At 47.7% G+C, this 17,447-nt stretch carries 13 protein-coding genes; 3 read left to right on the forward strand and 10 right to left on the reverse strand.

The features are described from left to right. Position 1: 1 nt before the first annotated feature. The 4 genes from ABIC22_RS07150 to ABIC22_RS07165 all read right to left on the reverse strand — a co-directional run bounded on the left by ABIC22_RS07150 (position 2) and on the right by ABIC22_RS07165 (position 3,210). Complete coding sequence (locus ABIC22_RS07150; protein WP_095361535.1) at positions 2 to 634, reverse strand: NAD(P)-dependent oxidoreductase; 633 nt, start codon at positions 632 to 634, stop codon at positions 2 to 4. 287 nt (positions 635 to 921) lie between these two features. After that, positions 922 to 2,205: an MFS transporter gene (locus tag ABIC22_RS07155; RefSeq protein ID WP_354479692.1), complete on the reverse strand. Its 1,284-nt coding sequence runs from the start codon at positions 2,203 to 2,205 to the stop codon at positions 922 to 924. Then, entirely contained in the window at positions 2,186 to 2,563 is a 378-nt protein-coding gene (locus ABIC22_RS07160; protein ID WP_354479695.1) for a ribbon-helix-helix domain-containing protein, read from the reverse strand. Before ABIC22_RS07160 ends, ABIC22_RS07155 begins: the two co-directional genes overlap by 20 nt. 233 nt (positions 2,564 to 2,796) lie before the next feature. Then, positions 2,797 to 3,210, reverse strand: coding sequence for a GNAT family N-acetyltransferase (locus ABIC22_RS07165; RefSeq protein ID WP_354479698.1), 414 nt, complete (start codon positions 3,208 to 3,210; stop codon positions 2,797 to 2,799). A 111-nt stretch (positions 3,211 to 3,321) separates the two neighbouring features. Here ABIC22_RS07165 and ABIC22_RS07170 point away from each other — a divergent pair, with 111 nt between their 5' ends. Then, positions 3,322 to 4,209, forward strand: a complete 888-nt coding sequence (locus tag ABIC22_RS07170; RefSeq protein WP_354479701.1) for a hypothetical protein — start codon at positions 3,322 to 3,324, stop codon at positions 4,207 to 4,209. A gap of 168 nt (positions 4,210 to 4,377) precedes the next feature. Here ABIC22_RS07170 and ABIC22_RS07175 read toward each other — a convergent pair whose 3' ends face one another. Beyond that, positions 4,378 to 7,089, reverse strand: a complete 2,712-nt coding sequence (locus ABIC22_RS07175) for an S-layer homology domain-containing protein (protein ID WP_354485887.1) — start codon at positions 7,087 to 7,089, stop codon at positions 4,378 to 4,380. A 358-nt stretch (positions 7,090 to 7,447) separates the two neighbouring features. Between ABIC22_RS07175 and ABIC22_RS07180 the strand changes: the two genes are divergently transcribed. Together ABIC22_RS07180 and ABIC22_RS07185 are read left to right on the forward strand one after the other, a co-directional pair. Next, complete coding sequence (locus tag ABIC22_RS07180) at positions 7,448 to 9,757, forward strand: helix-turn-helix domain-containing protein (RefSeq protein ID WP_354479704.1); 2,310 nt, start codon at positions 7,448 to 7,450, stop codon at positions 9,755 to 9,757. A 168-nt stretch (positions 9,758 to 9,925) separates the two neighbouring features. Next, positions 9,926 to 11,458, forward strand: a complete 1,533-nt coding sequence (locus tag ABIC22_RS07185) for an extracellular solute-binding protein (protein ID WP_354479707.1) — start codon at positions 9,926 to 9,928, stop codon at positions 11,456 to 11,458. 134 nt (positions 11,459 to 11,592) lie between these two features. Here the strand turns inward: ABIC22_RS07185 and ABIC22_RS07190 are convergent, their stop codons facing one another. The 5 genes from ABIC22_RS07190 to ABIC22_RS07210 all read right to left on the reverse strand — a co-directional run bounded on the left by ABIC22_RS07190 (position 11,593) and on the right by ABIC22_RS07210 (position 17,250). After that, positions 11,593 to 11,832, reverse strand: coding sequence for a YezD family protein (locus tag ABIC22_RS07190; protein WP_095291770.1), 240 nt, complete (start codon positions 11,830 to 11,832; stop codon positions 11,593 to 11,595). A 222-nt stretch (positions 11,833 to 12,054) separates the two neighbouring features. Then, the gene (gene cysW / locus ABIC22_RS07195) at positions 12,055 to 12,930 is read right to left on the reverse strand and encodes a sulfate ABC transporter permease subunit CysW (RefSeq protein ID WP_354485889.1); all 876 of its coding nucleotides are present in this window, start codon (positions 12,928 to 12,930) and stop codon (positions 12,055 to 12,057) included. 40 nt (positions 12,931 to 12,970) lie between these two features. Next, positions 12,971 to 13,807 carry a sulfate ABC transporter permease subunit CysT gene (gene cysT, locus ABIC22_RS07200; protein WP_354479710.1) on the reverse strand — a complete coding sequence of 279 codons (837 nt, stop codon included), beginning with the start codon at positions 13,805 to 13,807 and terminating at the stop codon, positions 12,971 to 12,973. 79 nt (positions 13,808 to 13,886) lie between these two features. Continuing rightward, positions 13,887 to 14,966 (reverse strand): sulfate ABC transporter substrate-binding protein, encoded by a 1,080-nt coding sequence (locus tag ABIC22_RS07205; protein WP_127539182.1) that lies wholly within the window; start codon positions 14,964 to 14,966, stop codon positions 13,887 to 13,889. 475 nt (positions 14,967 to 15,441) lie between these two features. Next, a complete protein-coding gene (locus ABIC22_RS07210; RefSeq protein WP_354485891.1) occupies positions 15,442 to 17,250 on the reverse strand; it encodes a rhamnogalacturonan lyase in 1,809 nt (602 codons plus the stop codon). Positions 17,251 to 17,447: the final 197 nt, after the last annotated feature.

The following is a 17,447-nucleotide window of genomic DNA, read 5'->3' on the forward strand; positions in this document are numbered from 1 at the left end:
CTTAATAAGCTACCGTAAAACGGGAACCAATAAACTGCGGATCATCAAGCTCATCCACCAATGCCGCAGCAAAGTCGCCAACCGAGATCGTGCTCTCTCCCAGATCATCGGTGACCAAACGATTCATCCCGATCCGGAAATGGCCTGTCCGCGGTCCGGATGTAATTGTTGCCGCTGGGCTCATATACGTCCAGTGGATATCCGATTCCTCGATTAAGCCATAAGCATCCACATGTGCCTTAGCCAGGGTTCTAACTTCCTCCGGAAATCCAGGGGTATCCATCAGCATCTCACCGGAATCGGTCAGCAAGCTGCCAGCTCCGCCAACGACAACCAGACGGCTGGCTTTGCCGCGGCGAACACCCTCAATCAGTGAACGTGTAACTTCCAGCAGCTCCTCTTCTTCTCCGAATTTCGGACCATAGGCACTTACGACAGCTTCCTGGCCTGCTGTAAAATCGGCTACCTGATCCGGGTTCAACAAATCTCCCTTTTCCACACGCAGACGTTCATGAACCATTTCCACTTTGGACGGATCACGCACAATCGCAGTCACTTCATGACCACGGTCCATAAGCTCCCACAGTATTGTCTTTCCAATCGTTCCAGTCGCTCCAAAAATCGCAACTTTCATATCTTATCCCTCTTTTCATTAGATATCATCTAGTCAACATACCGTTATATTGTAATACTTAATCCTATTGTTATATACCTTAAACGGCTCACGCCATCTTAAACCGTCTGTACTCACTTGTAAACCACGAGTCTGGCTCAACAGCCCATTCCCCTGTACATGCTGTATTCAAATAAGTAATCACAACTCCTTTTCCGTTCAGTAAAAGAAACGCGAACCACCCAAAAAACCGCATACGCAGCTTTAGCAGCTTACTTCTTTTTTGACTTGACCCACCTTGGCAAAGGTCATAAATCGACCGCTTTCTGTGTCCTGCTATGTGTACCCTGCTCCTCTCGAAAAGGATGTATGAACAGGCTGGTTAAGCCCATAATCACTACAAATACACCGATCCCCATGTACACCCAGGATGGATTATACGTTTCAATGAACCACCCTCCAAGCAATAAACCGAGTGGATTGCTGAGTCCGCTCATTAAGACCCCCATGCTGTTCATGACACGCCCTCTCTTTTCCTCCGGTGTGGATAGAAGAATCGAGGTAACCAAAGGTACATTAACGAGGGTAAGCCCCAGCATTAACAGGAACGAACAGGCAATAGCGATGTACAGATTAGGAAACATGGGCATAAGTAACAAGCTTGCTCCCGAGATCAGATAACTGATCAGAAACCATTGGGCGAGCGAAAGCCGTTTGGCATACTTCCCACTGAGCAGAGAGCCTGCAATACCGCCGGCAGCAAAAGCGGATTGGAGAAGACCGTACCCTTGGGGTCCGGCATGAAGCACCATGTTGGCAAAGATCGGAGTAAAGATGTGCAGAGGCGCGCCAGCGAAGTTGATAATAGCACCAAAAATGATGCAGCAGGCCAGAATTTTACGCGAAAACAAAAAGATAATCCCTTGCATGCTGTCCCTCATAAAGCCAGAGATTCCTTTTTGCTTCACTACTTTGGTCACCGGGATATGAATAAAGACAATGGAGAGAGAAGAGACCAGAAAGGTGAGCGCGTAGATGAACAGGATCGACTGAACAGAGATGAACGCTACGAGTATGCCACCTATAGCATATCCAAGCAATTCAATCGTTTTGGAAGATGAGTTAAGGAGTGCATTGGCTGGTGCCAGCTGTTTCGATGGGTTGGGCAGAATGGCGGGGATGACGGTCTGGGTTGCCGGATTGAACAAAAATCCAAGAATGGCAATGAGCAAATTGGCAGCATAGATATGCCACGGTACCATCTGACCACTCATGAATAAAAGCGCCAATATGCAAGCCACGCAGGCTCTCAGTATATCTGTCCAGATCAAGAGCTGCTTCTTGGGCAGCCGATCACTGATCGTTGCTAGAGGTATACCCAGGAAAGCATAGATAAAGTAAGGTAACATAGGAATCAGCGCTGCTGCGAGTGCAGACTCGGTCAGCTGAAGAATATACCACATCGTAGCCATAGAAAATAAAATCTGGCCTGCACCGGATATCAGTCTGCCTACAAGAAGTACACAAAAGGATGGAATGCGCAGAATGGATCCGTAACTGTCGTTATGGATTTCATTTTTCGTTTGTTTCATCCGTTCCCTCTCTTTTCCCCTTCATCTCGCTTCCCGTTTCACTTTGCAGACGTGTCAACAACCCTGAATTACGAATGGACTGTTGCATTTTGGCCTTTACCCGCTCAAGCTCTGCGGTATATTCCTGAATCTCGCTCAATAACGATTGATGTGCCCGAATTCCTTCCCTGATTAACATCGCCGTTGCATCTGAACGGTTTTTGGCCAGTTCAAGGAAGACAAGCTGATCAATAATATCAATTTCTTCCTGACTTAATCTCACGGAGACAACCCCTTTAGTTCCCGAAAGATTTTTGCTCGCTTGCTCCATGGATCGTTCTACCATTGGATTAAATTGAGTCCGCTGGTCTTTGTCCAACTTCGTCTCCTCCATTCTGTTGCTAATATTTAGATTATTGTAATTTGTAAATTGTAAATCGTAAATTGTATTTACATCATATTATACCTGTAAATTAATGGATGTAAAGCAAAAAAACAACCTTTGAGAGACCAAAGGTTGAAGAGTTAAATAGTAGATGGAGTTTGGTGAGGTTATTTCACATACCCAAGACTTGCTCTATTTAAATAGGTTTGACCCAGATTTCTTACCTTCTATTCTCCCTGCCTCCACCACATGCCTTCCGATTTCGGGCTGGTATAGGTGAAACCAAATTGGGAGTACAGGCGATCTGCAGGTACATCCGCAAGAAGACTCACCAAGCCTCGAGCAGGCACATGTTCACGCAAGTATTTCATGATCTCGCTCATAATCAACTTGCCATATCCCCTGCCTTGAACATCCGGGTGAACCGCAATATCCACCACCTGAAAGAAACAACCGCCATCCCCAATAACCCTGCCCATGCCTACGAGTGCCTCTCCATTGCGTAAACATACGGCAAAAAGACTGTTCGGCAGTCCCATTTCTGCTCCCTCCTTGCTCATCGCACTGAGACCTGCAATTTGTCGCAAGGCAAGATACTCTGCTGCTGTCGGTGGAATGTGTTCAATGCTGATCTGGTCCATGAATTGTGCCCCTTTCTGCTTGAATTCATCTACTTCCTGTGTAATAGTGAGAGAAAGCTTACGTGAAGCGTGTTTCAAGATACGTCAAGTTTATGCAAAGGAGGAAAACGTGTGTTTCAACCCTGGATCGAAGAGCTACTATCGCGCCCCGGCGCTGAGGCTGTGCTGTTTGGAGTCATAGCTCTGCTGCTCTGGATATATATATGGTCTGCCACTGAAGTTCGCCGCAGCCACGAAAGGCGAATGCGAAGGATACAAGATACATTATACATAAGCACAAACCTATTGGGAAAACTCACCATTCTGGAACATAAAAAGTATTCGTTCTCTGAAAATGAACAACAGGATCTGTTCATGGCCATGCTGGCCTGCAAATCGGCATCTGACCTCTCCTCTACGTTACAGGATCAGATCCGCGATTGCATCAAGGAACATGATCCTGCCAGACTCGCGCTCATGCACAGAGCATTGGAACGAGAATGCACTGCATTATCAGATGAACTCGGTCAAGATAACCGAACAGATCATTGGGGCGAGGCCATCTGGACAATCTTTCGGCCTCTGGCCGAACCGGCTGCACTGGCAGCTACCCTGTATCTGGTTGCTGATCTTGTGTTCCGCCAGCGACTGTTGGACGTTTCCGTAGATTCATGGGAGAGCGTCCTCCCGTGGTTGCGTGCAGTTTCCTTAATGATTGCCATCATGTATGGTTATCTGCTCTGGGCCAGCCTGCGCCGTGAACCATCAGGTACAGTGAACAAAATACTCTTCTTGCTGATCGTGCTATGCTCGCTGCTCCATCTGATTGGGCCTGCTGCTGCTCCTTATGCCTTGGGATTACAGCTGATCCTGTTCGTTTCAGGTTTCGGGTTTACTGGAACTCGCCCACGTAGTGATCGCCCTTATGTAGGTCATACCGAGCTGGAGCCAACGAATGAGCCACCTACTGAAATCGAAGTGAGTGCAGCACGTAAAGCTGGTGCCTACACGGGCGAATAGTGAGGACCATTCCCTTTTTTTCATGTAATCTATGATAATCAAATGGGTAAACCAGAACTCTCACGACTGAATCCTGCGTGTTGCTCGAGATGAAAAAAGGACTGAACTACAACGTAGTTCAGTCCTTTTCCATATAAGAATAGTATTGCTTTGGTAAAATGCGTTAGCTTATTTCGCTACAACATGTGCAATGATGCGATCCTTTTCGTAAGTAACCTGAACGTCATAACCATCCGCTGTGACTTGGTCGAATTCACCTTTAATTACGCCAGCCGTAATTAAAGTAATATCTCTGGAACCTTCGATCTTATAATTGGACAAGTCCAGATTGAGGTTTCCTCCATCCAGATACAGCTTTTTACCAACATTAACCTGACTGTTATCATCGTCCATAACCAATTCCAACGTTCCATTGTCCATGGTAAAGTTTCTATTTAATTTTAATGCTCCATCCGCATGAACGATGACTTTTCCATTCTCCACATACAGATCACCGAGACCAAAGGAAGTTGCAGATTCAGCCACCAGCGTTCCTGCCTGCAGCAGCGTTCCGCCTGTGTAACTGTTATTGCCTGTCATGGTAAGTGTACCTGTTCCCTTTTTCGTCAGCATCCCACTGCCGGAGATATCATTTCTCCACCAATCCTCTGCATTGAAACGCCCTTTGGAAGCATCCATATCCACGGTTACGTTGTTCAAGAATGCACCGTAGCCATCCGCAGCTGTCACCAAATCCAATCTGCCCCAACCCTTTGATTCGTCCAGTACCGGATAACCGGAATCAATGGATGTCGTATACAATACTTCTCTACGCTGCTCATCCGTCAAATAAGGCTGACGTGTCTTTAATAGAGCTTCTGCACCTTGCGGCACTTCGGGAGCCAAACCTTTGATTCCTGTTTGTGGCAGACCATACGTGAGTTTTTCTCTGTAGAAGGCTTTGTTAGCGTCATGATCTTCCCATTTCTTTTCATCATAAGCACTTTTGAAGGTATAGTCCTCTGTTACCGTGTGTGCATATTCGTACAAACTCATATTTTCTTTTTCTGCCAATGCTCCAAATACTTCTCCTGTATTGTTATATGCCTTTTCCATCAATTCCTGGTTCTCTTCCTTGTTGAATGCATATGCTGCCATGGCTGTCGCTTGAATCCTTGCACCAATAACATCAAGCGGCGAGTGCATCCCGGTCACAATGCGGTTTTCACCCATTTGAGCAGCTCTTGTTAAAAATTCAGAGAATCGTTCTGGCGTGGCGTAGGCAAAAGGAAGAACAGACAGATACGAAGCACTGGTATGACCGCTCGGGAATGCTCCATCCTTACCTCGTCCATCTTCCGCTATTCTTCTTACATAGCTCAATGCAGGAATGATTTCCACGTTGCTTTCGTATTGTTGGAAATGCTTTTCTCCCGTTGTTTTGGTTCCTCCTGAAGCCAAAGGTTCTTCTGTCACTTCACCTTTACCCAAGGTTTCCCACACGGCCAAACCATTCTCATCGACAACCTCTTTCACTTCTCCGTTCGAATTCATTCTCCATGGTCTTGGGGAAGAGTAGAAGTATTTCGAAGGGTTGGAGGATGAAGGAATTTTGAATCGAACCAGATCCACCAGGGCTACCATGTCTGCAAGCTCCGTCTTAGCCCATTCACTTCCCATTCCCTGGCTTTGGTCTTCTGCCGTTTCTTCTGTCAAGACAACATCCATATCGCTGATCTCTCTTTCGACGCTTGTCGTTGGCTTAACGATGTCTACATACGTGTTAGCCAGTGGCCCAAAAGCTTCCATCATACTGTAGATCTTATCTCTCTGGTCATCGTAATAGGCGGCTAACGCCTCTTCATCGGTACGATTTTGCGTCACATCTTCTACATATTTGATGTTAGCAACCCAAGTCGCTTGATTTCGAATTTCTTCGTTCGCAAATGTTTTTTGGTCTGCGACTGCTGTCTTTTGATCATTTTTAAAGCCATCATAATAGGGGGTCGGTCCATCGCCATACTTTGCAACCTCTCCCTTAACTCCCGGTTTGGTCGCTGCTGTTCCATCTCTCCAATCCGATTGGTTCATGGACCAGACTTGTTCGAAACCGTCCAAAATATCAATAAATGGATTCGTTGCCGCAATATTTTTCAACGTGTCGTCGTCCGCATTGGCTCCATGTTCGACTGCAGACAGACGAGCTTCTTCGGCAGGGGGTTCCACATTCAGCACATTAGCCGTGCCCTTTGGCTTGAATGGTTTAGCATCTGCGCTCGAGTCTATTTCCAAGGCATTAAAAAGTGCACTTACCGCTTCTGCCCGAGTGATCGATTGCAGTGGTTTGAAGCTTCCATCTGAATATCCGGATATAATTTTGGCTGCCGCAGTTCCACCTACAGCTCCTTTGCTCCAATCCGCTATGGACGAAGCATCGCTAAATGCATTCGCTACTCCCTCATTCAGGTCCAGATTCAGAATGCCAGCGATGATTTTGGCCGCTTCCTGACGTGTGATCGGATGTTGAGGTTTCATCGTTTGATCCGCATAACCATCCATATATCCAGCCGCACTAGCTGTAGAAACGGCCTGATAATACCATGCATCTTCAGAAACATCATTAAAGTTAATGGCAGCTTGTCCTGCATATCCAAAAGCACCATTCACCAGATTCATAAATTCTGCTCTCGTAATCTCGTTGTTTGGTTTGAATGAACGATCCAGATAGCCCCGAATCAGTCCTTCATCACCCCATGCTTGAATGCTCGCTTCCGCCCAGTGTCCCTTAATATCAGAGAACTGAATCTTCTGATCGGCTGCAAAGCTCCGATCTGCAAACGTTGGGCTTACCATAGACAACATTAGAAGTAATGCCAGTGATTTTTTTAGTGGTTTTCTCATGGCCTGCAAATACACGCTCCCATAATCGTAATTTTTCCATTTCATCAGCGAATGTGTAGGATCGTCTCCATTCATTCCGTGTCTGATCTGGGGTTACTTTAGCACTCGGGGGAGCCTGGCATCTATAGAACAAATTCCGTTTTATATCAAATTCGTACGTTTTGGCCTGTGTATTCTCCAAAAAATAGAGTGAATAATAGAATCGTCATCTAGCGTGCAGTTGTTTGTAAATTTAGATTAACGGAACGTAAATTGTTCTGGGGGTGTTTGTTAAATTTCGATCAACATGATTTCTAGTGCCGGGGCTATTATATAATGATGAAGTTGTCTAGAAACCCGTTATGAAGGAGGAAAAAGAATGCGCAAGCTCTTCCAGTCGGTGAGATCCAGGATGATTTTTTCCTATCTTGCTGTCGTCCTTGTTATTGCGCTTCTTTTTGGCTCTATCTTATATCTCTTCTTCTCCCATCAATACAGCAAAGAGATTCGGATCAACAAACAATTGCAGCTGCAAAGTACCGTCAATTATATTGAGACCTCCGTTATCGAAAAGGTGAACCAGGTCTATCTTTCTCTTACCCTGGGCAGCCCCGTCAGCATTCAGCTCGATAGCCTGCAAGGAAACCACAGCAAAATTCTGGACATCGAGCAGCTGCTCAAAAGTCAGGTACAAAATTATTCCGACCTGATTCAGGCCATTCATGTGTACGATACAGAGAATCATTTCATGATCTCTTCCGTATATGGGCTGCAGCTCCATGAAGTCACTCCTTCGAGCGTAGATACTGCCTACGATTGGATTGAAGCGATGAAAAAGAGTGACAAAAGCTCCTTATGGATGCAGACACGTATGGTTCCTGAGGATACTTATATCGAATCACCCGAACAGAGCAGCACGATTCCTCTGATCTCTTACGTTCACAGTTATCCGTTTCAGTCCTCTGGACAAGACAGTAAGGTCATGGTTGCGATTGATATCAAAGAATCGACGATCAGTCAGCTGATTCGTAATATGATTCCTGCCGACTATGAAAATACATACATCGTGGATCAGCGTGGAGTCGTCATATCTGCCGCTGATAAATCGATGTTAGGCAGCTCCACGAACGAGAATCTGCTTCAGTCGCTGCTCTCCAGTCCTTCTTCCGGCGAGAGCTTCACGCAAAACTTTAATCATGATGCTTATGTTGTTTCCCATGAGCAATTTGAAGAAAATGGATGGAGAATTTACACAACCACCCCGAATAAAAGCTTCTATTATAAGCTGGATAGCTTAAAGGAGGTCTCTGCGCTTCTGGGTTTGATCGCTGTAGCGGTTGGGATAGCCATGTCGTTCGGCTTCACCGTTGCCAATTACAGTCCTCTTAAGCGGATCCTGAATAATATCAAGACCAGGGTAGATAGCCCCGGCAGCCTGAAGCAGAATGAATATCGATTCATCGATTCGGCTATCAGCAGCCTTTCCATCAAAGTCGATAGTCTGGAAGAAACGCTGCAGGCCAATCACAAAATGATTAGGCACAGTATCATGCTGAATATGTTAAATAACCGATTTACGCCCGAGGAACTTACGGAACAGCTGCAATCTGTTCAGGTGTCGGTGGCCTATTCCCGCTATCGCTGTATCGTCATTGACCCCGTCAGCGAGAAGTGGAAGGAATTGCAGCCACGACAGCTGCAGCATACGTTGTACACAATGATTCAGCAGCTGGAGACAGCAGAAATGGCTGAAACCAAGCTGCTTGCGGAGGAATTGCAGGATCACAAAATAGCCGTGATCATCTGTACGAACCAACGCGAAGAGCCTGTTTCGGATCACATTGTTAACTTTATTCATTCTGAGGCGAGAAGCCGGTTCGATCTTGATTTTGCAGTGTCCTTAGGCGGCTGGGTAGAGCATTTCACGAAGATTCACACAAGCTATCATGAGGCGAAAGCCTTGATTCAATACAGCTATTTCTTCCCCGCTCTGTCTGCCATTCAAGACCTTGATCTTCTGCAAAGGGAAACCAGCAGTTTGGAGCTTCCGGACGCGTTCCTCATGAATTATGAGAAGAAATTGCAATCTCGTGATATGGACGGTACGGTACAGGCCATTCAGGATGTGGTATCGACCATCAAGGAAGGCCTCTATTCAGCCGAATACAGCCGCATTATTTTATTAAAAATGGTTTCCATATACGCTGACTGCATCAGTCAAGTGCGCTGGCAGCCCGCCGAGGTGAGCTCCATGAATTTGTACAAGCAGTATTCCTCGTTCTACAATATCAACCGGTATTCGGAATGGATGACTCATCTGGTAACCGAATTTATCACACATATGGAGAAACGAAGCGAGGTCAGGAGCCCGGATACCATTTCAGCTGTCAAAGCCTACGTTCGCGAGCATATTTCGGGCGATCTCACGCTGGATCATGTCGCGGAACAAGTGTATATCAGTCCCAAGTATCTTAGTAAGATTTTTAAGGAAGAGACCGGCATGGCCTATTCGGAGTATGTCACGAATCAGAGAATGGAACGCGCACGCGAACTCATCGCACAACAGGAACTTACTATTGAGCAGGTTGCGAGCACGGTCGGATACCGTACCTCTGCTTACTTCATTAAGAAGTTCAAAGAAATTCACGGCTGTACACCGAAAAACTTCATGCGCAGTCTGATGAATTGATTGGCCGAAGGGTTGCCCCTAACCTTGGACATTGATCCAGATATCAAATCATGAGAAGGAGCTGCTATGAACCTCAACCTTTCAAGAGCTCTGTGTCTATTGATCACAACCGTTATCCTTGTCATATGCATGAGTGGCTGCACCGTCTTAGGGGAACAACGCGCTCAAATGCAGCCGCATAATCCTGCTGATGAGTCTGAGAAGGATACAGAGCCGCCATATACGATTTCCTGGACCATGCATCAGAATACCCCTGTGCCTGAGGATGCCGAGATGATTACCTATATCGAGGATCTTTTTGATGTGAATCTGGAGGTGTGGAACCTGGAGAACAGACGCTACGAGGACCTGCTGGACTTGAAGCTCGCTCAAGGGAACATACCGGATCTTCTTCGGATCAGGCAGCCACATGATCTGCTTAAATATCAGATGCAGGGGGTGTTAGCAGAAATTCCCGAGGACGTATTAGAAAAACATGCGCCTCATATTGTGAAGCGAATCCGTGATTATGATTCACGTTACCTGGAGTACGGAAAAATAAATGGCGCCTTATATGGAATCCCGGTCATCAATCAGACGAACATCTACCGGACCCCTGTCGTATATCGGGAAGACTGGCTGGAGAAACTCGGTCTCGATGTTCCGCGGACATTAGAGGAGTTTGAGAAGGTTATGTATGCATTCGCCAAAGGTGACCCTGACGGAAATGGGAAACAAGATACATACGGGTTATCCAAAGAGGGCATGAATGTCGTTTTTGGTGCTTTTGGGCAGTCCGTTTTTACCGAGCAGCTGTACTTTAACCAAAAAAATGACCGACTTGTGATCGGCGCATTGGAACCTGAGATGAAGAAAGCCTTGGCTTATCTGCAGAAGTGGTATCAGGATGGGATTATCGATCCTGAATTCATAACTGGAGAAAATAAAGGTGGCTACAAGCATTTGTCGCATGCGTTTATTAATAGCAGAATTGGGATGACCTCCATGGGCAATTATTATCATTGGACTCAAGACGGAGATTATAGCATTCTTAATGAAAAGGACGAGGAAATTCCCGTAGGAGCCATGTTCAATGTCCGTGAACTCCTGCAGAAGAATGCATCCGCAGGCGTCAAATTCGGTCCTCCTGTTACAGGTCCTGATGGACTTAGTGGCTCCAAAGGCTACAATCTGCTGATGAGTTTCATTACAATCGGGGCCGATACAGTCAACGAGCCTGGTAAACTGGAAAAAATCCTTGAAATCCTCGATTATGTCAGTGCAAACTCCGATCCGGGAGAGCAGATCAAAATGGAATATGGCCTTCCAGGAAAGCACTGGAACTGGAGCTCTTCATCTTCAGGGGAATTTCACATTCTGCCCCCATATAACCGTATGGAGAATTACACCAATATGATCGGCTCCAGCATTGGCATGACCGTTCCAGGTGCAACCTCTGGCAAACGGGAGCAGTGGGCTGCATCTGAGGGATTGACGGAGAACGGTATTTATAATCATCTGGAGGTGGCTACCCCTGCCCTGATTCAATATTCATCTGAGTTGATCCATATGAGGGACAGAGCATACATCTCCATCATCACCGGGGATCAGCCTGTTGAAAGCTTTGATACCTTCGTGGAGGAATTTATGGAAGCAGGCGGGCAGCAGGTACTGACTGAAGCTAATGAATGGTATAACGGGCAAATGGGTTCCAAGAAATAGTTTGGCCACATTATCCCTTTAAAAACATGAATTACCCACGAGTTTCCGAAAGAATACGTGTTCTTTGGAAAACTTATGGGTAACTCACACTAAGACTATGCTTCAATTAGTACTCCCTGATGCCGCCTCAGTCTCTACCCCTTCGCACTTGCGTTCGATCCGCGCAATGAGCGGGGGGAGCTGCTTCGTGCAGTGCTGCCGGATTTGGAGGTGCTGCCTGAGGGCGTGTTCTCAAATCGTTTGCGTTCAGTCCGCTCCATCTGCACAATCTGGCCTTCATGTACAACGATGTGAAGCGAGCCAAACTCCATGTCATTCAGCTGTCCGGCAATTCGATCCATCCATACCTCATCCACTTTTAACGGCTTAGCCATAGAGCCGCCTCCTCTTCCCGGGCTGCTGCCCGCTATATGATTGAAACGTGATCATCCGTCCGACTTATAATTCATTCTTATCCAACCCATATACTTGGTTTATACATTATCAGGGCTTCCATTAGCTGTCAATCTGTATTTTCAAGAAACATAAATGAATTATATTGAACTCGTGAGAACTTCCAAAAAGGCTGGAAAGAGGGCCGAAATTCGGACCCTCAACTACTTCTCTGAAACGGTTCTGTGTCCCAGCCAGCTCTTGAGCAGCAGCGTTGCCAGAGCCAGGATCAGTAATAAGGAAGCGACAGCGAACGATGCCGAGAACTGGTACTCGTTGTACAAAATCTCGACATGCAGCGGCAGTGTATTCGTCTCTCCGCGAATATGTCCAGACACCACCGATACAGCTCCGAACTCGCCCATCGCACGGGCATTACATAGAATGATGCCGTACAACAGCCCCCACTTAATGTTGGGCAGCGTGACATTCCAGAAGATGCGCCATCCCGAAGCGCCGAGCGTAACTGCCGCCTCCTCTTCCCTCGTACCCTGATCCTCCATTAATGGAATGAGCTCTCTCGCCACAAAAGGAAAGGTAATAAACAAAGTTGCGATTACGATACCAGGCAAGGCAAAAATAATTTTGATATCATGCTCTGCCAGCCACGGACCAAACCAGCCATTGGAGCCAAATACCAGTACAAAGATCAACCCGCCCACAACTGGCGAGATGGAGAAGGGGAGATCAATTAACGTGATCATGATTCCCTTTCCCCTGAACTGGAACTTGGTGATGACCCAGGCTGCAGCTACACCAAATATCGTATTCAGCGGTACGGTAATCGCTGCAACCAGCAGTGTCAGCTTCAGGGCTGACATGGCATCCGGTTCGGTAAGAGCTGCAATATAGACACCCCACCCTTGCTTCAGTGCTTCCATCATCACAATGATTAATGGCAAAATGAGAAGCCAGAGCAGTACCAGACTCGCCAGACCGATCAATAGCCATTTGACCCATGGAGCTTCCGTAGTTGCACGGTTTGGCCCCGGACCGGTTCGCACTTGGGGAGCAGGCGTTATTGGAACAGAACCCGCCATCATATGTACCTCCTTTTGGTTTAAGGTTGGCTTATTACGCCTAAGCCCTGCCAGCCTTCCGGCTCCAGCGTTGAAGTGAATTAATGATCAAGAGCAGGACAAAAGAAACCAGCAGCAGCAGCAGGGCTACGGCCGTAGCTCCTGCGTAATCGAACTGCTCCAGCTTCGCCATGATCAGCAGAGGTGCAATTTCCGTTTTCATCGGCATGTTGCCTGAGATAAATACGACTGATCCATATTCCCCAATGCCTCTGGCAAAAGCAAGTGCAAACCCGGTCAGCAGCGGAGGGATCAGGTCCGGAAGCAATATCGTCCGAAAAATGCGCCATCTTCCTGCTCCCAGCGTGGCGGCAGCCTCTTCCACTTCGGCCTCCAGCTCTTCCAAAACTGGCTGTACCGTACGTACAACAAACGGAATACCGATAAACATCAGCGCCAGGGTAATACCTGCCTGCGAATACGCCAGCTTGATACCCAAAGGCTCCACCAGCTGCCCTATCCATCCATTTCCGGCATACAGGGCCGTAAGGGCAACACCTGCCACTGCAGTAGGCAGGGCGAATGGCAGGTCAATGACCGCATCAAACAGGCGCTTGCCTGGGAATTCATATCGGACCAGTACCCAAGCCAGGAGCAGCCCAAGAACCAGATTAATCAAGGCAGCCACTCCTGCAGTCAGGAAGCTAACCTTGAAAGAAGCAAGTACCCGAGGGTTACTTGCTGTCTCAATCAACGTGGACCAGGTCAGGCCCGTGGAGTTAAAGATCAACGCTGCCAGTGGAATAAGGACAACCAGGCTCAGGTAGAACACACTGTACCCCATTGTCAATCCGAAGCCCGGCAGTGTGCGTCTCCGGGCCACCATCACCTTGCTCATGGACGTTCATCCTCTCTGCCTTCAGCCGGTAGGGCTGGTTGGCCGCTTACATGGTGGTGAGCTCTTTTTGTATTCAACATTAACTGCCTGGAACGTAGATCTGGTCAAAGATCCCGCCGTCATTGAAATGTTTGGCCTGCGTATCCCGCCAATTGCCAAATACATCATTCAGGGTAAACAATTCAACATCCGGGAACTGGTCTTTGAATTTCTCCTTCACGCTATCCAGCGTCGGGCGATAGTAATTTTCCGCGGCAATGGTCTGCCCCTCTTCGCTATACAGATATTTCAGATAAGCGTCTGCCACCTCGCGGCTGCCCTTTTTGTCTGCATTTTTATCCACGATCGCTACAGGTGGTTCAGCCAAGATACTAACGGAAGGAACAACAATATCGAATTTGTCCGGACCCAGCTCTTTTACCGATAAGAACGCTTCGTTCTCCCAGGCCAGCAGCACATCACCGATACCACGTTCAACAAATGTTGTCGTAGAGCCACGAGCCCCAGAATCAAGTACAGGTGCATGCTTGAAGAGTTCACCTACGAATTCCTTCGCCTTCTCCTCATCATTGTTGTTCTTTTTCAGCGCATATCCCCATGCTGCTAAATAGTTCCAACGCGCTCCGCCGGAGGTTTTGGGGTTCGGGGTAATCACCTGGGTATCCCCTTTGATCAGATCATCCCAGTCCTTGATGCCTTTCGGATTGCCTTTACGTACCAAAAATACAATGGTTGAGGTATATGGGGAGCTGTTGTGCTCGTATTTATCCTGCCAGCCTGCATTAATCAGCCCTTTATCCTCGATCGCATCGATATCATATCCCAATGCCAGTGTAACGATATCTGCGTCCAAGCCATCGATCACGGAACGACTCTGTTTACCGGAACCGCCGTGTGATTGCTTGATCGTCACTTCCTGGCCTTTCTCTTTTTGCCAATACGCCGCAAACGCCTTGTTATATTGCTCATACAGTTCCCGCGTCGGATCATAGGATACATTCAGCAGCTCGATGGCTTTGGCAGCTTCCTTGCCGCTATCCTGCTCTCCCGATGTTCCTGCTGCACTGGAACCGCTGCTCTCCGCGCCGCACGCTGCCAGTACCCCTGTTAATACCAATGCCAGACCAACCAGAATACCCTTATGAATTCTCTTTTTCATAAACAACACTCCCCCCAGAATGGTTCTGCAATGACTACCTCAGGCAGGCTGAACAGTATGGAACGCACCGAAAAAAGAACAAAAGACGGAGGAACCACCCGCACACTTCTCCCTCACAAAGTCATGCCGACCCAAGGCCGTGTATGCTTCATCCAGAAATGATGTGCTGCAGTGTTCCTCCGTCGATACGGTTAGAACGTTATTCTGTTCAAGTTACTCTTCTCTGACTGTCATGACTGCTGCCGCAATAGTTAAAGCAATCATTTTTATTATTCCTACCTGTTTAGTAAGTTATATGCATATCATAAGGGCAGCCCTCTGGCCTGTCAAACGTTTTTTCCGATTTCTTCGGGATTTCAATCCGATTGACATGGAATGAAAAACGGACAACAGGATTACCTGTTGTCCTTCGATCAGGCAGAATAACAGATTAACATTGCATCTTGCTCTGGTTGCTGCAACTCATGCTTATCTCTTATTTCCCGGCGTAATGAATATTGGGTACCGGTGGCGTGCTCATGCCTTCACCCAAATAAAAACCCGTGTGGGGTGGTTGATTATAGGCAACATTTTGCCATGCGATACCAAGACGATACACCGGATCATGCATCAGGGTATAGATCCGCTTGTCCGTGACCGCAGTTGTGGTGTAGATCCGCAGCGCAGAGCTATCGCTTGTCCGCCATACCACCTCTTCCCTCCAATCCCCGAACAGGTCAGCCTGCAGATTCGGTGTGGATTTCGTTCCGTTATTGGAGGAAACACCTGAAGCTGTTAGCAGATTAACCGTTTTACTGTTGGCATAGTCCCACTTATCGATTCGGTTGCTGTCCAGCAGCTCCCGCAGCAGATCTCCATCCCACCAGATACCAAAATTCGTGGATGAAGGCAAGGTTGTTCCAATTTTCTGTCCTTTGGCTGTATACAGACCACCGTCCGCCCAAACTTCAGCCCCCTTATATCTCGGGTCGATATCCGCTGCCATGCCGCGTCCGATATCCTTTGTTGTAGGTATGCCCCAGATCAGCTGCCCTGTACGTGCATCACGGAATTCAACTCCCGCATTGGACGGGGTCTCATGAACCTGAAATACCTCAAGCCCGGCACGGTCGGGGTCCAGGTCACTTAGATGCATGGCGTCGCCATGATGAAGCCCTGTTGTGTACAATCCTTTTCCGTTGTCATCTACCGCCATGGCACCGTAGATAATCTCATCCTTGCCGTCTCCATCCACGTCCGCTACGCTCAGATTATGATTCCCCTGCCCGGCATACCCCGAATTGCCGGATGTATTCGAATCGAATGTCCACTGCTTCGTCAGCTGCCCATTCCGCCAGTTGTAGGCTACAAGCACCGTACGCGTGTAGTATCCACGTGCCATGACCAGACTTGGACGTTCACCATCCAGATAGGCAATCGCTGCGAGGAAGCGATCAACCCGGTTGCCATAATTATCTCCCCAATCGGATACGTTGCCCCGTGCCGGTTCATAGTTCACTGTGGACAGGGCTTTGCCAGTCTGCCCATTGAAGATGGTCAGGAATTCCGGTCCGGATAGAACGTATCCGCTGGAATTGCGGTAATCCTTGCTGGCATCGCCAATGACCGTACCGGTGCCATCCTTGCTGCCATCAGCCGTTTTCATCGCAACCTCGGCCTTGCCGTCTCCATCCAGGTCATACACCATGAACTGGGTATAATGAGCACCTGCGCGGATATTTTTGCCGAGACTAATTCGCCATAAACGTGTCCCGTTCAATTTATAGGCATCGATAAATACTTCACCGGTATATCCACTCTGAGAGTTATCCTTGGAGTTGGAGGGGTCCCACTTCACGATTAGTTCATACTCCCCGTCGCCGTCCAGATCGCCTGCACTGGCATCATTGGCGCTATACGTATAAGCCACCCCATCCGGTGTTGTCCCGCCCGCTGGTATGCTGAGAGGCACAGACAGGTAGTTGTTTCCCCATACACTCGCAGCAGCCGAAGCCGACTGCTCGGTTCCGCCCACTACAGCCCGAACCGTATATTTGGAACTGCTTGTCCCGCTGGCGTCCTGAAGGTTCGTGCTATTGGTTATAGGGGATGCGTTCACTTTGGTTCCATCCCGATATACATTGAACGAAACATTGGATCCTTCCGTACCCAAAAGACGCCAGCTGACAAATACACCCGTACCTGTCTTTACCGCAACCACCCCACGGTCCAGGAACTCCATCTGACGCGTACCCGCCGCCTCGGTTACCGGTGTGTTCCCCAGTCCTAACGCAGTCGTCAGCATGGCTGAACTTAGCAGGGCTATTCCGGCAATTCGCAGCGTCCTTCTCCAAGACAATCGATTCAACATAGAATAATAGCCTCCCCAAATGGAATTGGTAAGCCCGTTGTCTTCTTAGCGTCATCTTTATGTAAGCGCTTTAATATTTCCATTCTAAATTAAACATTTAATTCCATCTATAGGTCTAAATTAGTAATTTC

The organism is Paenibacillus sp. PvP094 (assembly GCF_040546835.1).
Lineage (GTDB): Bacteria > Bacillota > Bacilli > Paenibacillales > Paenibacillaceae > Paenibacillus > Paenibacillus illinoisensis.

What these genes read in the sequence shown, in the direction of transcription:
- ABIC22_RS07150 (WP_095361535.1), bottom strand. Translation starts at nt 634, where the DNA reads ATGAAAGTTGCGATTTTTGGAGCGACTGGAACGATTGGAAAGACAATA.
- ABIC22_RS07155 (WP_354479692.1), bottom strand. Translation starts at nt 2,205, where the DNA reads ATGAAACAAACGAAAAATGAAATCCATAACGACAGTTACGGATCCATT.
- ABIC22_RS07165 (WP_354479698.1), bottom strand. Translation starts at nt 3,210, where the DNA reads ATGGACCAGATCAGCATTGAACACATTCCACCGACAGCAGCAGAGTAT.
- ABIC22_RS07175 (WP_354485887.1), bottom strand. Translation starts at nt 7,089, where the DNA reads ATGAGAAAACCACTAAAAAAATCACTGGCATTACTTCTAATGTTGTCT.
- ABIC22_RS07180 (WP_354479704.1), top strand. Translation starts at nt 7,448, where the DNA reads ATGCGCAAGCTCTTCCAGTCGGTGAGATCCAGGATGATTTTTTCCTAT.
- ABIC22_RS07185 (WP_354479707.1), top strand. Translation starts at nt 9,926, where the DNA reads ATGCAGCCGCATAATCCTGCTGATGAGTCTGAGAAGGATACAGAGCCG.
- ABIC22_RS07190 (WP_095291770.1), bottom strand. Translation starts at nt 11,832, where the DNA reads ATGGCTAAGCCGTTAAAAGTGGATGAGGTATGGATGGATCGAATTGCC.
- cysW (WP_354485889.1), bottom strand. Translation starts at nt 12,930, where the DNA reads ATGGCGGGTTCTGTTCCAATAACGCCTGCTCCCCAAGTGCGAACCGGT.
- cysT (WP_354479710.1), bottom strand. Translation starts at nt 13,807, where the DNA reads ATGAGCAAGGTGATGGTGGCCCGGAGACGCACACTGCCGGGCTTCGGA.
- ABIC22_RS07205 (WP_127539182.1), bottom strand. Translation starts at nt 14,966, where the DNA reads ATGAAAAAGAGAATTCATAAGGGTATTCTGGTTGGTCTGGCATTGGTA.
- ABIC22_RS07210 (WP_354485891.1), bottom strand. Translation starts at nt 17,250, where the DNA reads ATGCTGACGACTGCGTTAGGACTGGGGAACACACCGGTAACCGAGGCG.